The organism is Shewanella sp. ULN5 (assembly GCF_030731885.1).
Classification (GTDB): domain Bacteria; phylum Pseudomonadota; class Gammaproteobacteria; order Enterobacterales; family Shewanellaceae; genus Shewanella; species Shewanella holmiensis.
In genome coordinates this window covers 14,307-36,053 of record NZ_JAPJEE010000026.1, presented here as the reverse complement: position 1 = coordinate 36,053, position 21,747 = coordinate 14,307, and the positions used below count along the sequence as shown (strand labels likewise).

Here is a 21,747-nt window from a genome sequence, read left to right as displayed (position 1 = left end):
AGTATTACATCAACTAAAGCTTCGATGGCTTGTTCCCTCCCTGAATATCGGGTTTAGCCTGTAGCGGTAACAGGCCATTATGCAATGCTGCTTTTGCTAATGCATGGCTGGCAGATGGATTGATAAATAGCGTACACATTAAAATCAAAATCAGTTTCATAAGTACGACACCATTGGGACTTTGCAACATTAAGCCAATTAGCACTAGGCTTGCACCTAAGGTGTCGGTAACGCTTGCAGCATGCATGCGAGTGTAAAAGTCTGGAAAACGGAGAATGCCGATTCCACCAGAAAAGCAAAGAAAGCAACCTATTAGCAGGCATAATCCACTGCTTATTTCGAGGAACACGTTCATTTGTCACCCTCCTGAGTTGAAGAGGGGGGGTAAGGGGTAACTTTGAACTCGGCAGAATCGGAGTAACGTAAAACTCCGATAACACTGATAAAGTTAATTAGGGCATAGACGAGGGCGATGTCAAGAAACTCTGGTCGTCCCATTAAAAAGCCCAAAACTGAAATCAGTAAAATGGCTTTGGTGCCAAAAAAATTGAAGGCTAATATACGATCGTAAAGAGTGGGACCGACGATACAGCGGATGATTGCGAGTAGCATAACAACAAGAATGGCGATTGTGGCGGCAGCTAACATTAGTTTTCAAGCTCCTTTACCCGGAGATCCATCTCTCCGGTTTTTAGTATCTCGACATCATCCTTATGTAAAGCATGAACAGTGAGTTGGTCATCAATTAAATCTATTGCGACGGTTCCAGGAGTTAGGGTAATTGAGTTAGCGTAGATGACTTTATTAATATCAGAGCATTGACGAGTGTCTATCTTAGTTAGTATTGGTGAAATGCTACTGTTGCCTATCCAGATATGTTTAACCACACTGATGTTAGATAACACCACTTGCTTTACTAACCAAAGAGCATAACTCGGCATATTGGCATTGAGACGAATAGGGTGAGTTTCTTGGTCGATAACATCCATTTTTTGGGCAATATAAAGCACCAGCATGATTGACCCCACACCCAGTGACAGTAAAAGAGGATTACTGTAATTTGAATTAATCCACCAAAATAGGGCCAGTGTTAATATCAGGACAAGCCTATGGCTTGGAACAACACCGATTTTGTTTTCTTGTTTCATATTGATTAATACTTTTTATTAGTTAAGTGCTTTAAATTCAGCATGTTTAAAACTTTTTTGGCCTTATCCACTCGTTAGTCATCTCGTTCACATGACGCCTCGTTGACTAATGCATGATAAATCTGGCTTTGCAGCCTTTGTAGAGAGTTAGTCGATGGTGGTAGTTCGTTCATCGTTCTATCTACTATTCGCTTAAGTAGCTGATCACGAGTTACATTTGCTGGTATGCATAATTCTGTTGGTGCAATTTTTGATGTCAGGTTACCTACTCGAATACGATACGCCCTGTCAGCAAACCCTTCTGAACCTTTTTTAAGCTCAAACTGTTGCGTTTTGTTGAATGTGCCTGCAAGAAATCCTTGAATATAGTAAGCGCAAGGTTTAGTGGAAATGTCAGTCGATTCTTTGTTTAGTGACATGCAGGACGATAGAATCAGCTGTTCTTCTGTGTTTGCATTATTTGAGATGGCAGATTGCGAAAAAGTGAGCGTAAATGTTAATAGCGCTAAGAGTTGGACGATTCGCATAACAATCCCTTTATAGTTCTATTCATTGCAAATTCACCTACTGAAATATATCGATGCAGCATTCATTAGGTACTTTTAAATCTTTGTATAGTTAATATAAGTTTGTTGTGAAGTCCCCAAATTTTGTAGCGTTTAAACTAATCATCAAATCGTTCCGATTAACATAGTTTGTACGACAAATTGGTCTTGCATTTAACCTTTTGTTGTCAATTATTTAATCATTGCCATTCTTTTATAGCATACAAAAAACAAATTTGAACACTAAGCGAATGTAAACAGACTATTTTTTGTTATATCGATCATATTTCTAGTTGTGCCGCTGAGGTCTAGTGGGGCTTCGATAGTCAGTTGTTTACAGTAATTTGGGATAAAGGAGTGGGTTGATGAGAAGTGGGAGAACGTGAATACTTTTCGCTCAATTAGTGGAAGTTTATTAATCGAATATCAACTGCATGGACGCAGTTATTCTTTTATATTTGGGCCATCATGGATGATTTCACGGCATTTCGTTTAATAAACTTTCACGAGTTGTATAAAATACAATCACTCGTGCGGTAGCCCTGAGTTGATGAGTGTTTAATACTCGCTGCTAATGTAGTGGTTTCAACGGCTAACATTTAAAGTTATGACCAAATACTGGGGAACTGTTGATCTCGGCTTTAATCGTTACCATCAAATAAGTATTCCCCATTAAGACGTCAATTGACGATAGTGCACTATAATTTATAAATGAATATGATTTGTATTAGCAAAATCAATACTTGGTTCACAATTTTTAATCGCTAACTTGTTAGTTTTTGTGAAGCTGTATATAACCTATTAGTAACTAAAATCCATCCTTTGTTTCTTGATGTAACCATGAATAATCACTCCACAGAAAAATGGGCTCAAACACATAATTTTAATCACCATAATCATGAAGGTGAAAAAAATACCCGCTATGTACTGCTTTTAACCATAGTGACAATGATAGTTGAGATTGTTGCTGGTACTGTTTATGGGTCTATGGCCTTATTAGCTGATGGCTGGCATATGGGAACCCACGCCGCAGCATTTATGATTACCCTATTTGCTTACCACTACGCTAGAAAACATGCAGACTCGCCACAGTTTGCATTCGGCACAGGTAAAGTCAGTGTATTGGGTGGTTTTACCAGCGCCATAGCCTTGGGAATGGTTGCATTGCTGATGTTGGTAGAATCGTTGTCGCGAATTTTCAATCCGCATGAGATTCAATTTGAACAAGCTATATTTGTCGCTGTGATTGGTTTAACTGTCAATATTGTTAGTGCATTCTTGTTAAAAGATCATCATTCGCACGACCATCACGACCATCACGACCATCACGACCATCACGACCATCACGACCATCACGACCATCACGACCATCACGACCATCATTCGCATGATAATCATGGTCATCATCATGATCACAATTTGAATGCAGCTTATATGCATGTACTGGCAGATGCGCTGACATCCTTATTAGCTATTTTTGCACTTGTTTTAGGTAAATATCTCGGTTGGTTATGGCTTGACCCAGTTATGGGCATAGTGGGGGCGATTATCATAACCAAGTGGGCCTATGGGCTTATTATGCATACCAGCCCAATATTGCTAGATAATAACAAAGCCGCAAAACAGCAAGAGTCAATAGAAGCATTTGTAGAACAGTATTGCGCTTGTGTTATAACTGATATCCATTTATGGCGGGCAAACTCAGCCGATTTTGTGTTAGTGATGTCAATTGTTGCTCATGAAAATATCGATAACCTGCAATTAAAAAGAGACTTAGAGTCAAAATTTAAGCAAATTAAGCATATTACCATCGAGATTCATCAATGTGACTTACCTGAATGCTCAACTGTAGCGGTTAAGTAATTTAGCTTTTGGATGATGACAGTGGCTAACTTGGCTGAAAATGCTGCAGTTAGCGGCATTTGTTGAAAAAGTGCTTTACCTTTTTCAGAGGTTTTAGCATAATGCCCCTCGTCAACAGGGGTGTAGTTCCAATTGGTAGAACAGCGGTCTCCAAAACCGATGGTTGCGGGTTCGAGTCCTGCCACCCCTGCCAAATTCAGAAGGCCTAGCAAAAATGCTAGGCCTTTGTCTTTTCTAGCTTTTATCAATTTTTTACTTTTTTCCACAGCCCTCACTTCTTACTTCATAAAACATCAATTTTTCACATGGTGACCAAATGGTGGCCAAACCGTGACCATGACCTTTTTTGCCATGATATCTATGAGTAGACTCTCGTTTTTCAAGCGAGTGTAAACTTTGGCGTTTTGCTATGAGATTTATTAGGCTCAACTTTGGTTAAGCCAACACGAAACTAGTGCGATCTAGCAGCTAAAGAGCATGAATCGATGTGCGTTGTGGTGTATTTAGTGTTCGATATAGGAAATATTCTTCAATTGGTCATTCACTGTTTCAATGGCCGGATTAAAACCTTGAAGCATACCCAAATCGGTCAACCTAATCGTCTTCTTATAAATCAGTATATTTGAGCTTAAAATCAATTATTCGATGGGCTTATGTCATTAGTTTGCATGGGGATAATCCATGAGTCATTTTCTTGAACAATTTTTCCACCCATTTGCTCTATAACAACACGGTCAATTATTTCAACCCCATGGTTAGCCATATTGGAGAAGTCATCCAAGCCATTATTTGGAAAGTATCCGCGTGTTCGATGAATATTAAATTGAGTAGCAAATTTGCGACCAAAAGCTTCTTCTATACCTGATTGACCAATCATAAAACCTAACAATCCGCCCCAAGTTGCCGCAGGATTATCAGAATCCCAACCACTTAACACAGCAATTTTTACTGTTTCAATAATGTCACCTTCACCGTAGAATAAACTAACAATACTGCTCGCAAAGTTTATACCAGAAGCAAAACAGCCATTACAATACAAATTCCTAGAAGAAATATCATAACCGTCCTCCTGATTTACTTGATATTTTTGGTATAGATCGTCCCGTACAGCTTCCCATTTATCACCGGCTTGATATCTACTTTTTACAAAGTCAAACATTTTGGCGGAATAAGAATCATTAGGTAATCGCTTTCTTGCTATGCTAGCCATCCATTGAATTTGTTCTTTCATTGGCAAGGATTTGTCTACAGAAGAAGCAAGTGAATACATAACCACGTAAAATTCAGAGGCCCATGCGGCATTTTCTCTAGCCGTAGTACGAATAGGTAAATATGCCATTTTTAATGCTATATCAGGTCTGGAAGGGGCAAAAAAACCAAATATTTCGGTGGTTAGCTGCGCATCGATCATATCGTAATCTTTATTATTATCAGGGTGACTAGTCTCCGGTGGTAATAAACCTCTATTCGCCATTAAGTCATGAGCTCGTTGATTTGATACCCATAAATAATTTTCAGGTTTCCCTTCAACAGTAAAAGGGGTGTTTTCATCGGAGTATATATGTTTTAACCACCCATCCCGTATCTGTTCAGGACTAAGAATAGTGACCTTATTTGTATATAGGAGGTATTGGTACATATATTCAATATCAGTATCATCATCGGATCCCCAGATACTTCCTTCATCTTCAAAAACAAAATCTATGTTGTCTGATAAATCGCTAGGAATGCCTTGGCCCCATATGCTCGGTTGGTCAGCTTTCCCCCAATCGTTTCGTGTATAAAACACGCCAGATGCGCCTTCGCCACCAATTTTGTCCATTTCAGTAACGAGGCCTGTCCAATTGGCAATGCTTTGCCCTAACCAAAAGCCATAAAGGCTATTTTTATAGGCTGCACGGGAAATTATTCGAACTGAATTGTTTTCTGCTTTCTCTAGGTTTTGTAGAATGTTAGATGATTTATCTGAAACATCATCTTTGGTGCAAGATATTGATAATAAGATAAAAAAAATAATCACAAGTCTATAGGTACTAGCCACTTGATATCCCGTAATTTTTACATAATTTTGTTTGTTAAAAGTGAATATACCCGAATTTAACTTCGAAGTGTCACATATTGTACTGCCAACTTAACCCCCTCTTTACCAATTATGCGATAACCTTATGATGAAAATTCAACTACCTATAATGGTTAGAGTGATCCCGACTGATTAGAGTATTGGTAGCAGAATGAAAGCACAACTTGTTTGTGATGAGATAACAATAACTATATGGCAATGAAAGCCTAAAGCGGGATTGATCATATCAAGGTGTTCAATTAGTAAGCCACCAATATAGACGGATATTGAGGCTTCATAAGTTTGGAGGCTGTATGAGTAAAAAAGGATATTGTTGAGATAATGCCGTAGCAGAAAGCTTTTTCCTCAGCTTGAAGCAAGGACGAGTTTATCGGCGCAATTATCGAACGTGCTATGCAGCTCAACAATATGTCTTGAATTACATCACTATGTGGTACAACAGCCAACGAATACATTCATACCTAAATTATCAAAGTTAAAATGAATTTAAACGTATGGGTAAGCCTTTGAGAGATGACTTAACAAGATTGTCCGAATTCAGTTGACTAGGGCCAAAACAATTGTTGTTGAAACCAACCAGGGTGACCTTCAGCGGGGGAAGCTCGGTTCTCACTCCAGCCCTAATCGCCAGCGATAAGAGCGTACAAGTTAGTAAATAAAGTATGCTCCTACCCTGTCTTGTATTTGAGCGAGTTTAAAGTTAATGAAATTATTTTGCTGTGTTAATTTTTTCCATTATCAATCGATGTTTTTCTTTAGTTAGGGGGTAGTTTTTAGAAATCAAAATTGTTGCAACAAACAAAAAGAACATAATTGGTCCACCAAGCAAAGCTAGTTTGTCTACCACTTCTGGTGTTATTGTTTCTGGTGATGCGCTTTTAGGAAACTTAATCAGGTCCAGGGCTATACCGGCAAATAAAGCTCCTAGCCCGAAACTGGCTTTCTGGGCAAAAGCTCTAGCAGCGAAGAATAACCCTTCTTCTCTATTACCTGTAGTTAACTCATTTTCGTCAATTACGTCGGTTAACATTGAATCTAGCAAGATCATATAAGCAATAAAAAAGATCTGTGAAATACCGTTGACTATAAAGATAAATAAAAACTTGGGCTCAACGGCCATAGTATTAAAAAAACCAACAAAGTGCATTGTTATCGGAGCAAATCCGAAAACAGATCCTAGAAACATACATAATCCAAGTGAATAACGTTTATCAAAACGTTTTGCAAAGCGTTGTGCGGTATATGATGCAAATAGTAATCCGATTACAAATGAGCTAGCTAAACCGGCTAAATATTGTGGCCCAAAATTAAATACGTAGGTTGCTACATACACTAATAGTGTTTGTACAACGCCAACTAATGATGTGAATAATAAAATGACTAAAAACAGGTTTTTGAACGAAGGTATTTTTAATGCCCTAAAGACTTCGAGTACCGACAAAAGCGTTCTTTTTTTAGATGTAGGTTCAATGGCTTTAGCAAGGCTAGGTATGCTTGAACGAGTGCTTAATAGCGTTATTAACATTGCAATGCTGGCCAAAATGGCACAAAACAAACCAAAATCTGGATAACTGGCTGCATTGAGTAATCCGTTTGGAAACTCTGGTGTCGGTGGAAAAAAAACGGCAAAGCCTATAGCGCTTGTGAGAAAAATACCGAAGTACGTGAAAAAGACTCGATAACCAATAAGAGACGTTCTTTCATGATAACCATTAACCAACTCTGCGCCTAATGAAAGATGTGGTACATAGAAAAATGTCAGAGCCGTTCTTACTGCGATAGCAAATCCAATCATCCAACCAAATAATTGGCCTTCGTTTAATCCTTGAGGCGGCGCAAATAACAAGTAGATAGCCAGTGCAAACGGGACCACACCAGCCAACATGAATGGATGTCTTCGGCCAAACTTAGATTCAAACCTGTCTGATATATGGCCGACCATTGGATCTGTTATCGCGTCTGCAATTAACGCAAGTAAAGCTGCAAAACCGGCTAAGCTTGCTGAAAGGCCTAATACTTGATTGTAGTAAAATATTAAGAATGTGCTAAAAGCGGCTTGTTTGACGCCATCGGACATTTGACCAATACCATACCCTACCTTATTAATGAAGTTCATAATTTAAACCTTGCCCTTATTGTTATTCTTAGCACTTATTTTTTTCCTTAACCAGAAATCTAACAGTGACATATTCTTTCATGTGTCACATAGGTGACTAAGCCTGTTAAGCATTAATCGGCTCAAATGCTGCTTTGATTGACACAGTTCTTGTTGACTCGGTGATTCTTTCTTTGAATAAACAAGCTAAATATTGTTCAGTGACACCTAGGTGACATTGGAAAAACCATTTAATTGTCATCTTACTAGCATAAAAACAAAATGCTTTAATTAGGTATAGGGTTGCCATATGTTACAGAATCAAGATGTTCAGGTTGAATTAGCTGGCGCAAAAAAAATAAATGTTGAAGTATCAAAATTAGTTCGGCTGACAGACAGCAACTTTGCGGTAGAGAAGCAAGAAATTAATGGCATCGTATATCCTGTTTTCACTAACCTCCCAAATAATCTATCTGAGATGTATAACAACGTAGCTCAAGAGCATGGGGACAAAGAGTTTTTAATATACCAATCTGAAAGGTATTCATTTAATGACTTAAACCAAAAAGCTGATGACTTCGCGGTGGCGCTTTTAACAGAATATAACATTAAAAAAGGTGATATGGTCGTCATTGCTATGCGCAATTATCCTGAGTGGATCGTTGCATTTATGGCAATAACTAAACTTGGCGCGATTGTCGTTCCACTTAACGCTTGGTGGCAACTTGATGAATTTGAATTTGGAATAACGCACTGCAACGCTAAGTTGGTCATCGCCGATCAAAAACGTCTCAATTTACTAAACGACTTTTTGAGTCAAAAAAGTATCCCCGTCATTCTAGCCAGAAAAGAAGAAGAGTCTAATAACGTGTCGCTTCTCGGCGATCTCTTGTTGAAATATAAAAACAGCGTTTTGTTTGAAATTGAGATAAAACCAGAGGATGCAGCGACTATATTTTATACCTCAGGTTCAACAGGCGAACCTAAAGGAGCTGAATCAAATCAGAGGAGCATACTGTCCGCGCTTAACACTTGGACATTGTTAGGAACAGGAGCCGCTTTTGCAAATGGGACTGCAGGGAAAGAGCCAGCGTTTCGACCTTGCGCTTTAATGACGGTTCCCCTGTTTCATGTGACAGGTTGTCATGTCTTATTTTTGCTGTCGTTCTTTACCGGTCGCAAAACCGTCATGATGCATAAGTGGGATGCCAAAGAGGCCTTAACACTTATTGAGCAGGAACGAGTTACCTATTTCAATGGCGTACCGACCATGTCGATGGAAATGATGCAACACCCGCTAGTTAGTGAGTTTGACACTTCCTCTTTAACTGATATTAGTGCCGGTGGTGCAGCCCGACCTTCCGAACACGTTCGTAAATTGTATGACACTTTTCCAGAAGGACACGCAAGCACTGGTTATGGACTCACTGAAACAAATGCGCTCGGTGCCGTAAATCACAGTGGTGACTATTTAGGGCGACCAAATAGCGTTGGTACCGCAACATTTCCTATCGTTGACATCATTATTATCGATCAATACGGCAACAAACTCAAAACAGGTGAACATGGCGAAATTGCGATCAAATCAATTTCAAATATGGTGTCGTATTTTAAAAATGAACAAGCTACCGAGCAAGTGTTTATAGACGGTTACTTCCGGACAGGCGACTTGGGTTATCTAGATGAAGACGGGTTCGTTTTTATTGTCGACCGAGTCAAAGACATCATCATTCGCGGTGGTGAAAACATCTCGTGTTTAGAAGTGGAAGAAGCCATTTATAAATGTGGTTTGGTGCAAGAGTGCTCTGTTTTTGCATTGCCTGACGAGAGACTCGGTGAAATTGTAGGTGCAGCAATTTACCCCAAATCGGGAGCGAAAATCTGCATCAATGAGTTGCAAAGCTTTTTATCCAATCACTTAGCCAGCTTTAAAGTGCCATCTAAGGTTTTTATTACAGAAAACGCATTACCAAGACTTGGTTCCGGTAAATTAAACAAGAAGCAAATGAAAATAGATTTTTATTGCTAAGGCGAACAAGTGTTTATTGTCACCTAGGTGATAAACACAGGTTTGGATCCGCCTTACTCTGAATCTAATTAAATTAAATTAAATGGAAATATACCATGGGACACAAAGTTAATATTTCGCAAATCAATGAATTTGTGGGTAAAGAAACCGGCGTTTCTAAGTGGTATCAAATAACCCAAGCGCAAATCAATCAGTTTGCCGATGCTACACATGACCATCAGTTTATTCACGTCGATCCAGAAGCTGCAAAAGTAACACCTTTTGGTGGCACCATAGCACACGGTTTTATGTCATTAGCGTATTTATCCGCTTTTTCATTTGAAACTGGTATTGAGATTGAGAATATGAAAATGGGGCTTAACTATGGTTTTGACAAAATCAGGTTCATACAACCAGTAAAAGAAGGAAGCAATATACGAGGTCGTACTGTTCTGAATTCTGTGGTTGAGAAAAAGCCTGGGCAATACTTATTGAATTGGGATGTTGAGGTTGAAATCGAAAATGAGTCTAAACCTGCATTAATTGCGCAGTGGCTCACGATGACCATTGTATAACTAAAAATGACTAAAACTAAAAATGAACAGAGGTAAATATGTCAATTAATTATGAAGGACAAGTCGCAATTGTAACAGGTGCTGGCATGGGGCTAGGACGTTCACACGCTTTGGGTTTGGCAAGTCGTGGGGCAAAAGTAGTAGTTAATGACTTAGGTCAAAACGGACAAAATTCAGAAGCTGCTTTAGCGGTAGTTGCGGAAATTAAAGCTGCAGGAGGTGAAGCTTTTGCACACCATGCCAATGTAGCTGATATGGACCAAGTCCAGGATATGGTTGCTCAAACTATGGCTAAGTGGGGGCGAATAGATATTCTGGTCAACAATGCTGGAATCTTGCGTGATAAATCTTTTGGTAAGATGGAGATGAGTGACTTTGAATTAGTCATTCAGGTGCATTTGATTGGCACTGCAAATTGTACAAAAGCAGTGTGGGATATCATGAAAGAGCAACAATATGGCCGAATTGTGATGACAACATCATCTTCAGGTCTATACGGCAACTTTGGCCAAGCAAACTATGGCGCGGCTAAAATGGCGGTCGCTGGCTTTATGAATACTTTATGTATCGAAGGTCATAAATACGATATTAAAGTGAATTGTCTTTCACCAACTGCGAATACCGCAATGACGGAAAACTTAATTCCAGATCAAAGAATTCTAGACCTTATGACGCCAGAGTCTGTAACAGCAGGTTTGTTGGCTCTAGTGAGTAAAGAAGCACCAAATCGTATAATCTTAGCCACTGGTGCAGGCGGTTATGCGCGGGCAATAGTGTATGAAACAGCAGGTATTTATTTACCACCTGAACAGCAAACTCCAGAAAATGTATTGGCGAATATGGATGCGATTTCAGATCCAAGTGAGCAAATTGAATTACAAGGCGGCTGGATGCAAACAGACAAGTTTGTTGCCAAAGCTGCTAAAGCACTTGGCGTAGATTTAAGCCCTAAACAATAGGCTTGAGACTCTAAGAATTATAGGAAATCGTTATGAGAGAAGCACTGATAGTATCTACAGCTCGCACACCAATAGGTAAGGCCTACCGAGGCGCATTCAACATTACGACGGCGCCAACGTTAGGTGGGCATGCAATAAAACATGCGGTTGAACGCGCAGGAATAGAAGGCGCAGAAGTAGAAGATGTGATTATGGGCTGTGCTATGCAGCAAGGTACTGCCGGGCTAAATATAGGTCGTTTGGCGGCATTAGCAGGGGGATTACCCACTTCGGTTAGTGGCATGTCACTCGATAGACAATGTTCATCAGGGTTAATGTCAATTGCGACAGCTGCAAAACAAATCATTTATGATGGTATGGATGTAACCATTGGGGCTGGCATGGAATCAATTTCCTTGGTACAAAACGAGCATGTCAACTCTCATATGACGGTAGATAAAGCATTAGTTGCGGCACATAAAGATATTTATATGCCAATGCTTCAAACGGCAGAGATTGTTTCTAGGCGTTACGGCATTAGTCGTGAGAGACAAGATGAATATGGTGTCTTAAGCCAAGTGCGCACTGCTCAGGCTTATGCTGATGGTCGCTATCATGCCGAATTAGCGCCAATGACAACAACTAAAGCAGTGATGAATAAAGAGACTAAAGAAGTCACTTTTGAACAAGTTACGATTTCAGTGGATGAAGGGTTCAGGACAACAACACTAGAGAGCTTGCAAGGGTTACGAACCGTCATTGACGGTGGAGTTATTACTGCAGGTAATGCCAGTCAATTGTCTGATGGTGCATCAGCCTCAGTGTTAATGGAAGCAAAACTGGTAGAACGAAGAGGACTTGAGCCTTTAGGTCGCTATGTAGGTATGGCAGTTGCAGGCTGTGAACCAGACGAAATGGGTATAGGCCCGGTGTTTGCGATACCAAAGTTACTAAAAAAACATGGCTTAAAAATAGATGACATAGGTTTGTTTGAGTTGAACGAAGCTTTTGCTACTCAAGTCCTTTATTGCGCCGACAAACTTGAAATACCAATGGACAAGTTAAATGTTAGCGGTGGCGCTATTTCAATAGGTCACCCTTATGGAATGAGTGGTGCACGTATGACCGGCCATGCATTAATTGAAGGAAAACGTCGCGGAGCCAAATATGTGGTTATTACCATGTGTGTTGGCGGAGGCATGGGGGCCGCTGGATTGTTTGAAGTTTTGTAACTCTCAAACAAAACATGTTTATGTAACGCGTTAAAGATTACTTCTTTAATGCGTTTTTTTTTCGGGGTAGAAATTAATGACATCAACAAACAAATTATTCTCTAGTTATAAGATTGGCTCGTTACAACTTAAAAACCGTATTGTCATGGCTCCTATGACCAGAGCGTTTTCCACAAATAACACGCCAAATACGTTGAATATTGAATATTATCGTAAACGCGCCGCTGGTGGCGTCGGACTTATCATTACCGAAGGCACCATTGTGAATCATATTGCAGCTTCTGGTTATGATAATGTCCCTGCTTTTTTCGGTGAAGATGCTTTGGCTGGCTGGAAAAAAGTCGTTGAATCGGTGCATGAAGAAGGTGGAAAAATCGCACCTCAATTATGGCATGTTGGCGCAATCAGAAAACCAGGAATAGAACCAGGTGGTAATGTGCCTGGATACAGCCCTTCTGGGCTAATAGCCCCTGGAAGAAAGACAGGGCATGAGATGAGTAAAAAAGATATTGATGACGTGATTCAATCCTTTGTTCAAGGAGCCTTAGATGCGCAATCTCTCGGGTTCGATGCCATAGAGATCCATGGTGCTCATGGCTATTTGATAGACCAATTTTTTTGGGAAGGGACGAATACTCGAAAAGACGAATACGGAGGGAGTTTGGCGAACCGCTCGCGTTTTGCGATAGAACTCATTACTCAAGTTCGTCGCGCGGTTGGAGCAGAGTTTCCTATTATTTTTAGGTGGTCGCAATGGAAAGGGCAAGATTATAGTGCACGTTTAGTTGACTCGCCCGAAGCTCTCAAACAATTTTTGGTTCCATTGGCCGATGCAGGAGTAAGTATATTTCACTGTTCACAACGTCGATTCTGGGAAAGTGAATTTTCAGGTTCAGACTTAAACCTCGCAGGTTGGACTACCAAATTAACAGGAAAACCTGCAATTACGGTAGGAAGTGTTGGCTTGGATGGGGACTTCTTGCCAGAAGACAAAGCTGGTGCATTTAACAGTGCAAATACGACTAACATAGATAATTTAATAAAACGTATGGATAAAGATGAGTTTCAATTGGTTGCGGTTGGTCGAGCACTAATTGCAAATCCTGACTGGGCTAATAAAGTTAAATTTGGTCAAATAAACACGCTAGTTGCTTTTAATAAACATAATTTGAAAGAATTGGTCTAGTGCAGATACACAGGGAAGTACGTATCGATATTTGCTCAGTTTGTTTCTAAAGCGACGTTAAGCTTTTTCTTGTATCATGGTTAAAAAGCTGTAAAAACCAGCCTCTTCGGAACCTACGATAGCATGAGCTGACATTGCGGCTTGATGGGATATGACTTTTGGAGTGCCGGCTGCTTGAGCCAATAGTTGTGCTTTACAACTTCGCTCCATGCTGACAAACCACCAAGCAGCTGCTTCAACAGTTTTAGCTACCGTTAATAGTCCATGGTTCTGTAAAATTAATGCTTTGTTATCTGAAAGTATTTTGGCTATATGTTCGCCTTCGTTTAGATCTAAAACAACACCAGAAAATTCGTCAAATACCGCATGGTCTTGATAAAATGCACAGGCGTCTTGGGTGATAGGTTTTAATAGTTCACCTAAGCTTGACCAAGTTTTTCCAGACATTGAATGGGCATGAGCAACGGCATTTATGTGTGGGTGTCTTTGATGTATTTTTGAATGAATGGTAAAAGCGGCGCCATTTAATAAACCTTCTCCTTCAACAACATTACCGTCATGGTCGACTCTAAGTAATAAAGCTTCGTTCATAGATTTAAACGAGACACCCAAAGGATTAACCCAAAAGTGGTCTAAATGTTCTGAGTCTCGAACTGTAATATGACCCGCTAATCCTTCATCAAAACCTAATTTCGCAAACAAATGAAAAGCAGTTATCAGTCTTTGTTTTCTGTGGGCACGTATCTGTTGGTGAGTATTGCCTTCAAAAATCGCAGGTTTATCAGTTTCAGCATTCATGACGGCTTGCGGGGTTTGAGTCATAAGAGTTCCTTTATAAAGTTAAACCACTGTCTAACGAGATAATTTGCCCTGTCATATTGTCTGGGCCAGTAATAATGTGAACGATAGACGCTGCGACATCTTGTGGGGTAGAAATATGATGGATTGCTGAAGCTTGTAAGGTCATGTCTTTGGCGGTTTGCCAATGTTCTCCCCAGCCTTGTTCTGACCAAGCACCATCAATAAGCCCAGGACATACCGCATTAACACGTATGTTTTTCGAACCTAGAGTTTTGGCTAAGGTTTTAGTTAAGCTATTTAGACCGGCTTTTGAGGCACAGTAAGCAATAGAACTGCCATGAGTGGTTAATCCAGCAATACTGGATGTCATAACAATTTCGCCACCTCCTTGTTGTTCTAAGAAGGGAGTTGCAGCTCGACTAATATAAAAAGGGCCTAACAAATTGGTATTTAAGGTTGAACGCCATATTTCATCGCTTAGCTGATCGAGTTCATTATGCGGAACAAAAGAAGTTGTGCCAGCGTTATTAATCACAACATCCAAGCGACCAAACTCCTTGACTACAAAGTTGACCAACTCACAACATTCTTGATTATTACTGACATCGGCTTGAAAGATCGCTCCGACACTACCAGCTTGTTGGACTTGATCTAAGGTTTGTTTTGCACCATGTTCATTGTTTGCAAAGTTAATGACAACCTTAACTCCACGTTTAGCTAAATCTAAGGCGACAGCCGCCCCAACACCAGAACTTGCTCCCGTAATCAATGCTACTTTATTTTCTAACCGCATACTGGACCAGCCAAACTAGAACCCTTTATGGTAATACGGTGCAAAGTTCTCATTTCTCCCTGGTAATCATTGTTAGCAAAATGCCAAGTGCTGCGATTGTCCCAAATAGCGACTGAACCCGGTTGCCAATCAAACTCACACGTATATTCAGGTTTAGAACCATGTTCGTAAAGAAAGTTTAATAGAGCAAAAGCTTCGTCATCATGCCAGTTGTCGAAGCCTATTGTATGGGCTTTATTAACATACAAGACTGGCTTATGACTTTCTGGGTGGATAACAATTACAGGATGCATTGCTGAACTCACTTGCACATTCTCAGCTAATTTATCACTTAGGTCGGTGTTGGAAAAATATCCGCCTTTACCGTACAAATGTTCGTTTGAATGTTTTGCCGTGATGAGACTAAGTGTCGACTTGAGGCCTTCAGATAAGCCTTCATAAGCCGCGTACATATTGGCAAATTTTGTGGCACCACCTGAAGACGGTAACTCCCTCGCAACTAAAATTGAAGCCATTGCGGGCTCTTCATCATATGAGTGATCAGTATGCCACCCCCCGCCTATATTCGTAGTTTGCTGTTTTTCTTTGCTCACTACAGCAATTTCGGGAAACCCCTCTAGCGTTTTAAATATTTTATTAACCACAATATCACCAAATTTATTGGCAAGACTTTTATGTTGCTTAGGACTTAGGGATTGATCTCGAAAGAATAGTAAGCCATGTTCAACAAAAGCTTGTTGTAACGATTCAAAATCACTGTCTGTTAAATTGGCTAAGTCGATCTCTTCAATTAAAACACCACAATTATTGGTAAAAGCCGTTATTTTCATCGTTGCGACCGCCTTAATTAACTGTACTTAAAAACTTTTTCATCGAGATCTATATTTGGCAGAATCTCTTTTTCTTCCCAGTAATCTTGCGTGTGTTGCCACTCTGGATTCGAGCCTCTTTTGGGCAATAAATGTAACGAACGTAATATGTAACTTGGATTAAATTCTTTAGTATCTATCCAAGGCAGTAAATCCATATTTTCATCTTCTGGTCTTAATGTAATAGACACTTTTTTGGCACTTTTTGAGTCCATGTGATTGAGAAGTCGACACACAAAATCACCGAGTAAATCGACCCGTAACGTCCAGCTCGCGCGAAAATACCCCATAACCCATAACATATTTGGCATGTTGGTGAACATCATGCCGCGATAAGTGACACATTTAGAAAAATCAATAGGCGAACCATTGTTATAAAACTTAATGCCACCAAGTACACTCATGTTAAAACCAGTCGCCGTTATTATGATGTCTGCTTCCAGTTCATTTCCTGATTTTAATAAGAGACCTGTTTCTGTGAATTTTTCTATTTGATCTGTCACTATGGAAGCTTTACCTGCTTTTATTCCTTCAAATAAGTCTCCATTTGGTACTACCGCGATGCGCTGACGCCATGGATCATAGTTTGGAGTAAAGTGTGTATCAACGTCGAAATTTTCTGGTAAACACCCTTTAACGCCGTCAATCAGTGCTTTTTTTACGGCACTTGGGTAATCATTGGACAGCTTAATAAAGTCTTTTTGTTCTTTTAAAATAGATTTGCGAACGATATCGTGCAGGATAGTTTCATCAATGTCTAAATCTCTGAGGTGGTCGGCCAATTCATTTTCATTTTTTCTTGGGAAAAAGTAAGTTGGGGAACGTTGCAATATCGTTACATGTTCAACTTCATTCGCGATATTAGGAGCAACTGTTGCCGCCGTCGCTCCCGAACCAATTACGACTACTTTTTTATTTTTATATTCGAGGTCTTCAGGCCAGTTTTGAGGATGGATTATTTCTCCCTGAAAATCTTCCATACCTTGCCATTGAGGTGTATAACCTTTTTCGTGTTCGTAATAGCCTTGGTTCATCCACAGAAAATTAGTTGAGTAATGAACTTGTTCGTTCGTTGATTTATTTTGTGCGGTTATAAACCATAATTGCTGTTCTTCTTGCCAATCGGCAGATATGATTTTGTGGTTGTAATGAATGTGGCCAGCTAATTCGCCTTCGTCGATGACTTCCGCCATGTAATTTAATATTTCTTTGCCTGTCGCAATTGGTGCCCCGGTCCAGGGTTTAAACCGATATCCAAACGTATACAAATCACTGTCAGAGCGAATACCTGGATAATTGTGCATTAACCACGTACCACCAAAACTCTCCATGCCTTCAAGAACGATAAACTTTTTGTCTGGGCACTGTTGTTTGAGGTGGTAAGCTGAGCCAACGCCTGATATACCTGCACCAATTATTATAACGTCTAAATGTTGCACGTTGCTCATGATAATTCCTTAACAGTTTAATTATGATTTTATAAATTACCCGAGTAAACATGCATTTATTGTCTCCACCGTGACAAGACTAAAAATTAAAGACAGGCATGTACAAATATTTTTATTATTAGGAGGGAGGCTTACAATACGTGTGCTGGATAGAATCGCAGGCTATCGAGGTTACCCAAAGCGTGTAAGGCAAGATAATGGTCCTCAGTTTATCTCTTATGCACTTGAGGTTTGGGCTGAACAACAGAGCATTAAGTTAGATTTTATTAAACCAGGTAAGCCAACTCAAAATGCGTATATTGAACGATTCAAACGCACTTACCGAAATGAAGTGTTGGAGTATTATTTGTTCAACAGCTTGACTTAAATGAGGGGGGACCACGGATAGTTGGCTTGAAGAATATAATTATATTCGGCACATGAATCACTGAACGATCTACCGCCCAAGCTATATGAGCGGTTAAATAAAGAAAACTCTCTTAAAATATGATCTATATAAGGGATGGTTACCGTTTTGTATTATTTCAATTTATCACATCACTTAGAAAACCCCGTGAACTGAGCGAAGAAAAGTCGCGGGGCAATTCACTTACCGTTAATGTAAGAGTCAGTTCATACTAATGTTGGTTGCTTAATCTGTAACCCTCTCTAAAGTCGTCCTTATATTGTTTTATTAGATTTGCGCCGCTAACCATGCGGCCTGGTTGATCGCACGTTTTGCGTCTAGTTCTACAGCAACATCAGCACCACCAATGACATGAACCGGTAGCTCTGGCATCCTACTTTTTAACTGTTCTGCAAGCTCACGAAGTGGGGTTTGGCCTGCACATAATACAACGTGATCAGCACAAATGAGATTGGGTTTACCATCTATAAGAATGTGAAGGCCATTGTCGTCTACCTTGATGTATTCGACATTCGATAACATGGATACATGTTTCATTTTTAAGGTCGCTCTATGGATCCAACCTGTCGTTTTTCCAAGGTTAGCACCGATTTTGGTATTTTTTCGTTGGAGTAGATATACGTCTCTCGCCGGTTTTGGAGGAGATGCAGCGATAATGCCTCCTGGGGTTTTGTTTTCTAGGTCTATTCCCCATTCTAACGCAAATGCATCTTTATTAAGGGCGGTAGATTCTCCTTGATGAGTCAGGTATTCAGCGACATCAAACCCTATACCTCCAGCGCCGATAATCGCAACCCGCTTGCCAACGGTGACTTTACCATTTAGTACATCAATATAACTAACGACTTTGGGATGGTTTAAACCCTTAATTTCAGGTGTTCTCGGTTTGATACCCGTAGCAATCACGACCTGTTCAAACTCTCTTAGTATCTCTGGAATTGCAACTGTGTTTAGTTTGACGTTAACGTCGCTTAAATCTAATTCTTGTTTGAAGTATCTAAGTAATTCATAAAATTCTTCTTTTCCAGGCACTTTCTTTGCTAAGTTGAGTTGCCCCCCGACGCTATCCTGTTGGTCGAAGAGTGTCACTTTATGACCTCTTTTGGCCGCGTAAACTGAAAAAGACATACCCGCAGGGCCCGCGCCAACAACTGCAATTGATTGTGGCCTCTCAGTCTGGTTAAAGTTTAATTCGGTTTCAAATCCAGCCCGAGGGTTTACTAAACAAGATGACACTTTGTTTTCGAAAGTATGGTCTATACAGGCTTGATTACAGGCGATACAGGTGTTGATTCTGCTGCTGTTTCCGTTTTTGGCTTTATTGACAAACTCAGGGTCTGCTAACAATGGCCTTGCCATCGAAACCATATCAGCTACACCATCATTAATTAACTGCTCTGCAAGTTCAGGCGTATTAATGCGGTTACTGGTGACGACGGGGATAGTCACTTGCTCTTTAACTTGCTTTGATATTTGGCTAAATGCACCTCTAGGTACCATAGTTGCAATGGTTGGCACTCTTGCTTCGTGCCAGCCGATACCCATGTTAATAATACTTGCACCAGCTTTTTCTACTTTTTTGGCGAGTTCTATTACTTCGCTGTTTGAACTGCCACCCTCTATTAAATCCAACATAGAAAGGCGATAAATGATAATGAATTTGTCACCAACGGCTGCTTTTATTCGTTTGACTATTTCGAGGGGAAACCTTATTCGATTTTGATAGGAGCCTCCCCATCTATCCATTCTTTTATTGGTGCGCGAAGCAATGAATTGATTTATTAAATAACCTTCAGAGCCCATAACTTCGACACCGTCATAACCAGCTCTTTTTGCCAATTCAGCACATCGAACAAAATCCTCGATTTGTTGCTCAATCTCCATGTCAGTTAGCTCTCTTGGTGACAGGGGACTTATAGGTGCTTGAATTGCGCTTGGTGCAACCAAATTTTTATTATAGGCATACCTGCCTGCATGTAATATCTGCATGCAAATTTTACAATCATACTTATGGACCGCAGATGTTATGAGTTGGTGATCTGCGACGTCTTTTTCTGTTGCCATTAATGAGGCCCCGTCAAACACAGCACCTTCCTTGTTCGGCCCTATGCCGCCAGTGATGATTAAACCAATACCTCCTTTTGCTCTTTCACCGTAAAAAGCTGCTAGCTTTTCAAATCCGCTATCACTTTCTTCTAAATTAGTATGCATTGAACCCATAATGGTTCTATTTTTGAGTTGGGTGAAACCCAAATCAATAGGTTCAAAAAGTTTAGGGTAATGTGTATTCATAGGATTCTTCTTATTAGCTAATTAGCAAAAAATATGCTGTAGGTTTCAATTTAGCAAAGCTGTAATGGGGGATTTGTCGCTATAGTGACATGGGAAAGTTATTTCGGCTTTAACACTCGATAGCTCTACTACCACAATATAGTTATTTACAATTGGCGATTTGCCCATCTTTTGCTGTGGAAGTACCAAGTCATGAAAATTGCTTTTAGGAAGAAGTCAACGGCGGTAAGAATAAATAACAAGGTGAGGGACAAAGAATATTGTAAAAATAAATATGGTAAAATAAAACGCACTAAGATTAACACCGCCAAAGTCACGAAAAGCGGGTAAATCGTTTCTCCGGCGCCTCTAATAGCACCGCCTAACGCAAAATCTGTAGCGATAAATGGCATGGCAATAGCAACAATTGTTAAAAATAATGAGATGTATTCTTGTACGACTTGTTCTTGGCTAAGTAATTGCGACAACCAATTTGCGCTTGCCGCCATAAAAATTGCTGAGACGACTAATAAAATAAAACTTACGCGCCAGGTTCGCCAACCCTGTGCTGATGCTAATTCGACTTGTTTAGCCCCAACATACTGCCCAACAACAATTGCCCCAGCAGTAGATAAAGCTAATGCAATTACAATGATGATACTTAATATGTTTAAACCTATTCCATAGGCTGCTAGTGCCTCGGTCCCATAACTTGCAACAGCAAGTGTAAATATTAAAAATCCAATTTGCATCATGATTTGCTCTATCGCACTAGGTATACTTGTTTTCAACAGTATTTTAAGTTTTTTTCTGTACTGAGTTTTGATTGGATAGGCTAATTTATATTTACCTTGACGCCACATATAGGAAAAAATAACTATGGTTAATAGTGAACCGAAAATGGCTCCAATGGTTATGCCTTCTACTCCGAGGTTTGGTAGCCACCATAATCCAGAACTTAAGGCTATGCTACCGAACGCGTTGCCGCTAAACGATATCGTGGAAAGATAGAGAGGGTTTAATGCATCACCCGTTGCTCTTAATGACGTTGTGAAAATAATATTAAGTGAATAAATTGGACTAAATAAACATACCCATCGAACTAGATTAATAGCAGTTTGCTGAGTATCAGCTTTTAAACTAAACCAACCGGTTATATTAGGGGCAAAAATGTAACATAGCGTAGCGATAATAGCTGATAAAGAGAAGCCCATAAACAACGCTGTTTGTGTTGCTTGCCCTGCCTTTTCTAGTTCTTTAGCACCGATATTACGCGATACAATTGCCGAAACTCCGATTGCCAGACCAAATAATGCGGATTGCAAGATGAAATAGAATCTCTGAGAAATTGTCATAGCCGCAACGGCTTCTGAGCCCATTCCTGTTGCCAAGATGATTTGGATAAGTCCAATCCCCACCAACAGCAAGTTGGAAACGATTGTTGGCCACGCCAGCTTCCAAATACTTGGTGGAATATGCGTTGTCATTC

Annotated in this window: 19 protein-coding genes, 1 tRNA gene and 1 pseudogene; 9 read left to right on the top strand and 12 right to left on the bottom strand. The window is 40.0% G+C overall.

The genetic code is table 11. The annotated features are described in order from the left end of the window. Positions 1 to 13: 13 nt before the first annotated feature. The 4 genes from mnhG to ORI98_RS17530 form a co-directional block, all read right to left on the bottom strand. Entirely contained in the window at positions 14 to 355 is a 342-nt protein-coding gene (gene mnhG / locus ORI98_RS17545) for a monovalent cation/H(+) antiporter subunit G (RefSeq protein WP_306136074.1), read from the bottom strand. Beyond that, a complete protein-coding gene (locus ORI98_RS17540; protein ID WP_306136073.1) occupies positions 352 to 648 on the bottom strand; it encodes a monovalent cation/H+ antiporter complex subunit F in 297 nt (98 codons plus the stop codon). Before ORI98_RS17540 ends, mnhG begins: the two co-directional genes overlap by 4 nt. Beyond that, the gene (locus ORI98_RS17535; protein ID WP_306136072.1) at positions 648 to 1,148 is read right to left on the bottom strand and encodes a Na+/H+ antiporter subunit E; all 501 of its coding nucleotides are present in this window, start codon (positions 1,146 to 1,148) and stop codon (positions 648 to 650) included. Before ORI98_RS17535 ends, ORI98_RS17540 begins: the two co-directional genes overlap by 1 nt. 74 nt (positions 1,149 to 1,222) lie before the next feature. After that, the gene (locus tag ORI98_RS17530) at positions 1,223 to 1,675 is read right to left on the bottom strand and encodes a hypothetical protein (protein WP_261299662.1); all 453 of its coding nucleotides are present in this window, start codon (positions 1,673 to 1,675) and stop codon (positions 1,223 to 1,225) included. 858 nt (positions 1,676 to 2,533) lie between these two features. Between ORI98_RS17530 and dmeF the strand changes: the two genes are divergently transcribed. After that, the gene (gene dmeF / locus ORI98_RS17525; protein ID WP_306136071.1) at positions 2,534 to 3,556 is read left to right on the top strand and encodes a CDF family Co(II)/Ni(II) efflux transporter DmeF; all 1,023 of its coding nucleotides are present in this window, start codon (positions 2,534 to 2,536) and stop codon (positions 3,554 to 3,556) included. Positions 3,557 to 3,672: 116 nt separating this feature from the next. Next, positions 3,673 to 3,749 (top strand) — tRNA-Trp (locus tag ORI98_RS17520). A 441-nt stretch (positions 3,750 to 4,190) separates the two neighbouring features. On the opposite strand, the gene ORI98_RS17515 is transcribed toward ORI98_RS17520, so the two are convergent. Further along, a complete protein-coding gene (locus ORI98_RS17515; RefSeq protein WP_306136070.1) occupies positions 4,191 to 5,597 on the bottom strand; it encodes an ADP-ribosylglycohydrolase family protein in 1,407 nt (468 codons plus the stop codon). Between the two features lie 175 nt (positions 5,598 to 5,772). Between ORI98_RS17515 and ORI98_RS17510 the strand changes: the two are divergent. Then, positions 5,773 to 6,115: pseudogene (locus tag ORI98_RS17510) on the top strand (IS3 family transposase); the annotation flags it as partial. A 230-nt stretch (positions 6,116 to 6,345) separates the two neighbouring features. Here ORI98_RS17510 and ORI98_RS17505 read toward each other — a convergent pair. Continuing rightward, the gene (locus ORI98_RS17505; RefSeq protein ID WP_306136069.1) at positions 6,346 to 7,752 is read right to left on the bottom strand and encodes an MFS transporter; all 1,407 of its coding nucleotides are present in this window, start codon (positions 7,750 to 7,752) and stop codon (positions 6,346 to 6,348) included. Positions 7,753 to 8,041: 289 nt separating this feature from the next. On the opposite strand from ORI98_RS17505, the gene ORI98_RS17500 reads away from it, so the two are divergent. The 5 genes from ORI98_RS17500 (at position 8,042) to ORI98_RS17480 (ending at position 13,670) form a co-directional block, all read left to right on the top strand. After that, on the top strand, positions 8,042 to 9,760 hold the full coding sequence (locus tag ORI98_RS17500) for a class I adenylate-forming enzyme family protein (protein WP_306136068.1): 1,719 nt from the start codon (positions 8,042 to 8,044) through the stop codon (positions 9,758 to 9,760). A 95-nt stretch (positions 9,761 to 9,855) separates the two neighbouring features. Then, positions 9,856 to 10,314 carry a MaoC family dehydratase gene (locus tag ORI98_RS17495; protein WP_306136067.1) on the top strand — a complete coding sequence of 153 codons (459 nt, stop codon included), beginning with the start codon at positions 9,856 to 9,858 and terminating at the stop codon, positions 10,312 to 10,314. 38 nt (positions 10,315 to 10,352) lie between these two features. Continuing rightward, positions 10,353 to 11,273: an SDR family NAD(P)-dependent oxidoreductase gene (locus ORI98_RS17490; RefSeq protein WP_306136066.1), complete on the top strand. Its 921-nt coding sequence runs from the start codon at positions 10,353 to 10,355 to the stop codon at positions 11,271 to 11,273. A gap of 32 nt (positions 11,274 to 11,305) precedes the next feature. Next, complete coding sequence (locus ORI98_RS17485; protein WP_306136064.1) at positions 11,306 to 12,484, top strand: acetyl-CoA C-acyltransferase; 1,179 nt, start codon at positions 11,306 to 11,308, stop codon at positions 12,482 to 12,484. A 76-nt stretch (positions 12,485 to 12,560) separates the two neighbouring features. Next, positions 12,561 to 13,670 (top strand): NADH:flavin oxidoreductase, encoded by a 1,110-nt coding sequence (locus ORI98_RS17480; RefSeq protein ID WP_306136063.1) that lies wholly within the window; start codon positions 12,561 to 12,563, stop codon positions 13,668 to 13,670. Between the two features lie 57 nt (positions 13,671 to 13,727). Here ORI98_RS17480 and ORI98_RS17475 read toward each other — a convergent pair whose 3' ends face one another. The 4 genes from ORI98_RS17475 to ORI98_RS17460 are packed head-to-tail and all read right to left on the bottom strand — an operon-like array spanning position 13,728 to position 17,581. After that, positions 13,728 to 14,492: a class II aldolase/adducin family protein gene (locus tag ORI98_RS17475; protein ID WP_306136062.1), complete on the bottom strand. Its 765-nt coding sequence runs from the start codon at positions 14,490 to 14,492 to the stop codon at positions 13,728 to 13,730. 10 nt (positions 14,493 to 14,502) lie between these two features. Further along, positions 14,503 to 15,264 carry an SDR family NAD(P)-dependent oxidoreductase gene (locus tag ORI98_RS17470; RefSeq protein ID WP_306136061.1) on the bottom strand — a complete coding sequence of 254 codons (762 nt, stop codon included), beginning with the start codon at positions 15,262 to 15,264 and terminating at the stop codon, positions 14,503 to 14,505. Next, positions 15,255 to 16,094: a TauD/TfdA family dioxygenase gene (locus tag ORI98_RS17465; RefSeq protein WP_306136060.1), complete on the bottom strand. Its 840-nt coding sequence runs from the start codon at positions 16,092 to 16,094 to the stop codon at positions 15,255 to 15,257. Before ORI98_RS17465 ends, ORI98_RS17470 begins: the two co-directional genes overlap by 10 nt. 17 nt (positions 16,095 to 16,111) lie before the next feature. Beyond that, positions 16,112 to 17,581 (bottom strand): NAD(P)/FAD-dependent oxidoreductase, encoded by a 1,470-nt coding sequence (locus ORI98_RS17460; protein ID WP_306136059.1) that lies wholly within the window; start codon positions 17,579 to 17,581, stop codon positions 16,112 to 16,114. Between the two features lie 142 nt (positions 17,582 to 17,723). Here ORI98_RS17460 and ORI98_RS17455 point away from each other — a divergent pair, with 142 nt between their 5' ends. After that, the gene (locus ORI98_RS17455; RefSeq protein WP_306136058.1) at positions 17,724 to 17,948 is read left to right on the top strand and encodes an integrase core domain-containing protein; all 225 of its coding nucleotides are present in this window, start codon (positions 17,724 to 17,726) and stop codon (positions 17,946 to 17,948) included. Positions 17,949 to 18,254: 306 nt separating this feature from the next. Here ORI98_RS17455 and ORI98_RS17450 read toward each other — a convergent pair whose 3' ends face one another. Both ORI98_RS17450 and ORI98_RS17445 read right to left on the bottom strand, forming a co-directional pair. Then, on the bottom strand, positions 18,255 to 20,279 hold the full coding sequence (locus ORI98_RS17450; protein WP_306136057.1) for an NADPH-dependent 2,4-dienoyl-CoA reductase: 2,025 nt from the start codon (positions 20,277 to 20,279) through the stop codon (positions 18,255 to 18,257). Between the two features lie 146 nt (positions 20,280 to 20,425). Beyond that, positions 20,426 to 21,745, bottom strand: a complete 1,320-nt coding sequence (locus ORI98_RS17445; RefSeq protein ID WP_306136055.1) for an MATE family efflux transporter — start codon at positions 21,743 to 21,745, stop codon at positions 20,426 to 20,428. Positions 21,746 to 21,747 lie beyond the last annotated feature (2 nt).

What these genes read in the sequence shown, in the direction of transcription:
- ORI98_RS17490 (WP_306136066.1), top strand. Translation starts at nt 10,353, where the DNA reads ATGTCAATTAATTATGAAGGACAAGTCGCAATTGTAACAGGTGCTGGC.
- ORI98_RS17465 (WP_306136060.1), bottom strand. Translation starts at nt 16,094, where the DNA reads ATGAAAATAACGGCTTTTACCAATAATTGTGGTGTTTTAATTGAAGAG.
- ORI98_RS17495 (WP_306136067.1), top strand. Translation starts at nt 9,856, where the DNA reads ATGGGACACAAAGTTAATATTTCGCAAATCAATGAATTTGTGGGTAAA.
- ORI98_RS17540 (WP_306136073.1), bottom strand. Translation starts at nt 648, where the DNA reads ATGTTAGCTGCCGCCACAATCGCCATTCTTGTTGTTATGCTACTCGCA.
- ORI98_RS17530 (WP_261299662.1), bottom strand. Translation starts at nt 1,675, where the DNA reads ATGCGAATCGTCCAACTCTTAGCGCTATTAACATTTACGCTCACTTTT.
- ORI98_RS17485 (WP_306136064.1), top strand. Translation starts at nt 11,306, where the DNA reads ATGAGAGAAGCACTGATAGTATCTACAGCTCGCACACCAATAGGTAAG.
- ORI98_RS17450 (WP_306136057.1), bottom strand. Translation starts at nt 20,279, where the DNA reads ATGAATACACATTACCCTAAACTTTTTGAACCTATTGATTTGGGTTTC.
- mnhG (WP_306136074.1), bottom strand. Translation starts at nt 355, where the DNA reads ATGAACGTGTTCCTCGAAATAAGCAGTGGATTATGCCTGCTAATAGGT.
- ORI98_RS17470 (WP_306136061.1), bottom strand. Translation starts at nt 15,264, where the DNA reads ATGCGGTTAGAAAATAAAGTAGCATTGATTACGGGAGCAAGTTCTGGT.
- ORI98_RS17500 (WP_306136068.1), top strand. Translation starts at nt 8,042, where the DNA reads ATGTTACAGAATCAAGATGTTCAGGTTGAATTAGCTGGCGCAAAAAAA.
- dmeF (WP_306136071.1), top strand. Translation starts at nt 2,534, where the DNA reads ATGAATAATCACTCCACAGAAAAATGGGCTCAAACACATAATTTTAAT.
- ORI98_RS17475 (WP_306136062.1), bottom strand. Translation starts at nt 14,492, where the DNA reads ATGACTCAAACCCCGCAAGCCGTCATGAATGCTGAAACTGATAAACCT.
- ORI98_RS17535 (WP_306136072.1), bottom strand. Translation starts at nt 1,148, where the DNA reads ATGAAACAAGAAAACAAAATCGGTGTTGTTCCAAGCCATAGGCTTGTC.
- ORI98_RS17480 (WP_306136063.1), top strand. Translation starts at nt 12,561, where the DNA reads ATGACATCAACAAACAAATTATTCTCTAGTTATAAGATTGGCTCGTTA.
- ORI98_RS17445 (WP_306136055.1), bottom strand. Translation starts at nt 21,745, where the DNA reads ATGACAACGCATATTCCACCAAGTATTTGGAAGCTGGCGTGGCCAACA.
- ORI98_RS17460 (WP_306136059.1), bottom strand. Translation starts at nt 17,581, where the DNA reads ATGAGCAACGTGCAACATTTAGACGTTATAATAATTGGTGCAGGTATA.
- ORI98_RS17505 (WP_306136069.1), bottom strand. Translation starts at nt 7,752, where the DNA reads ATGAACTTCATTAATAAGGTAGGGTATGGTATTGGTCAAATGTCCGAT.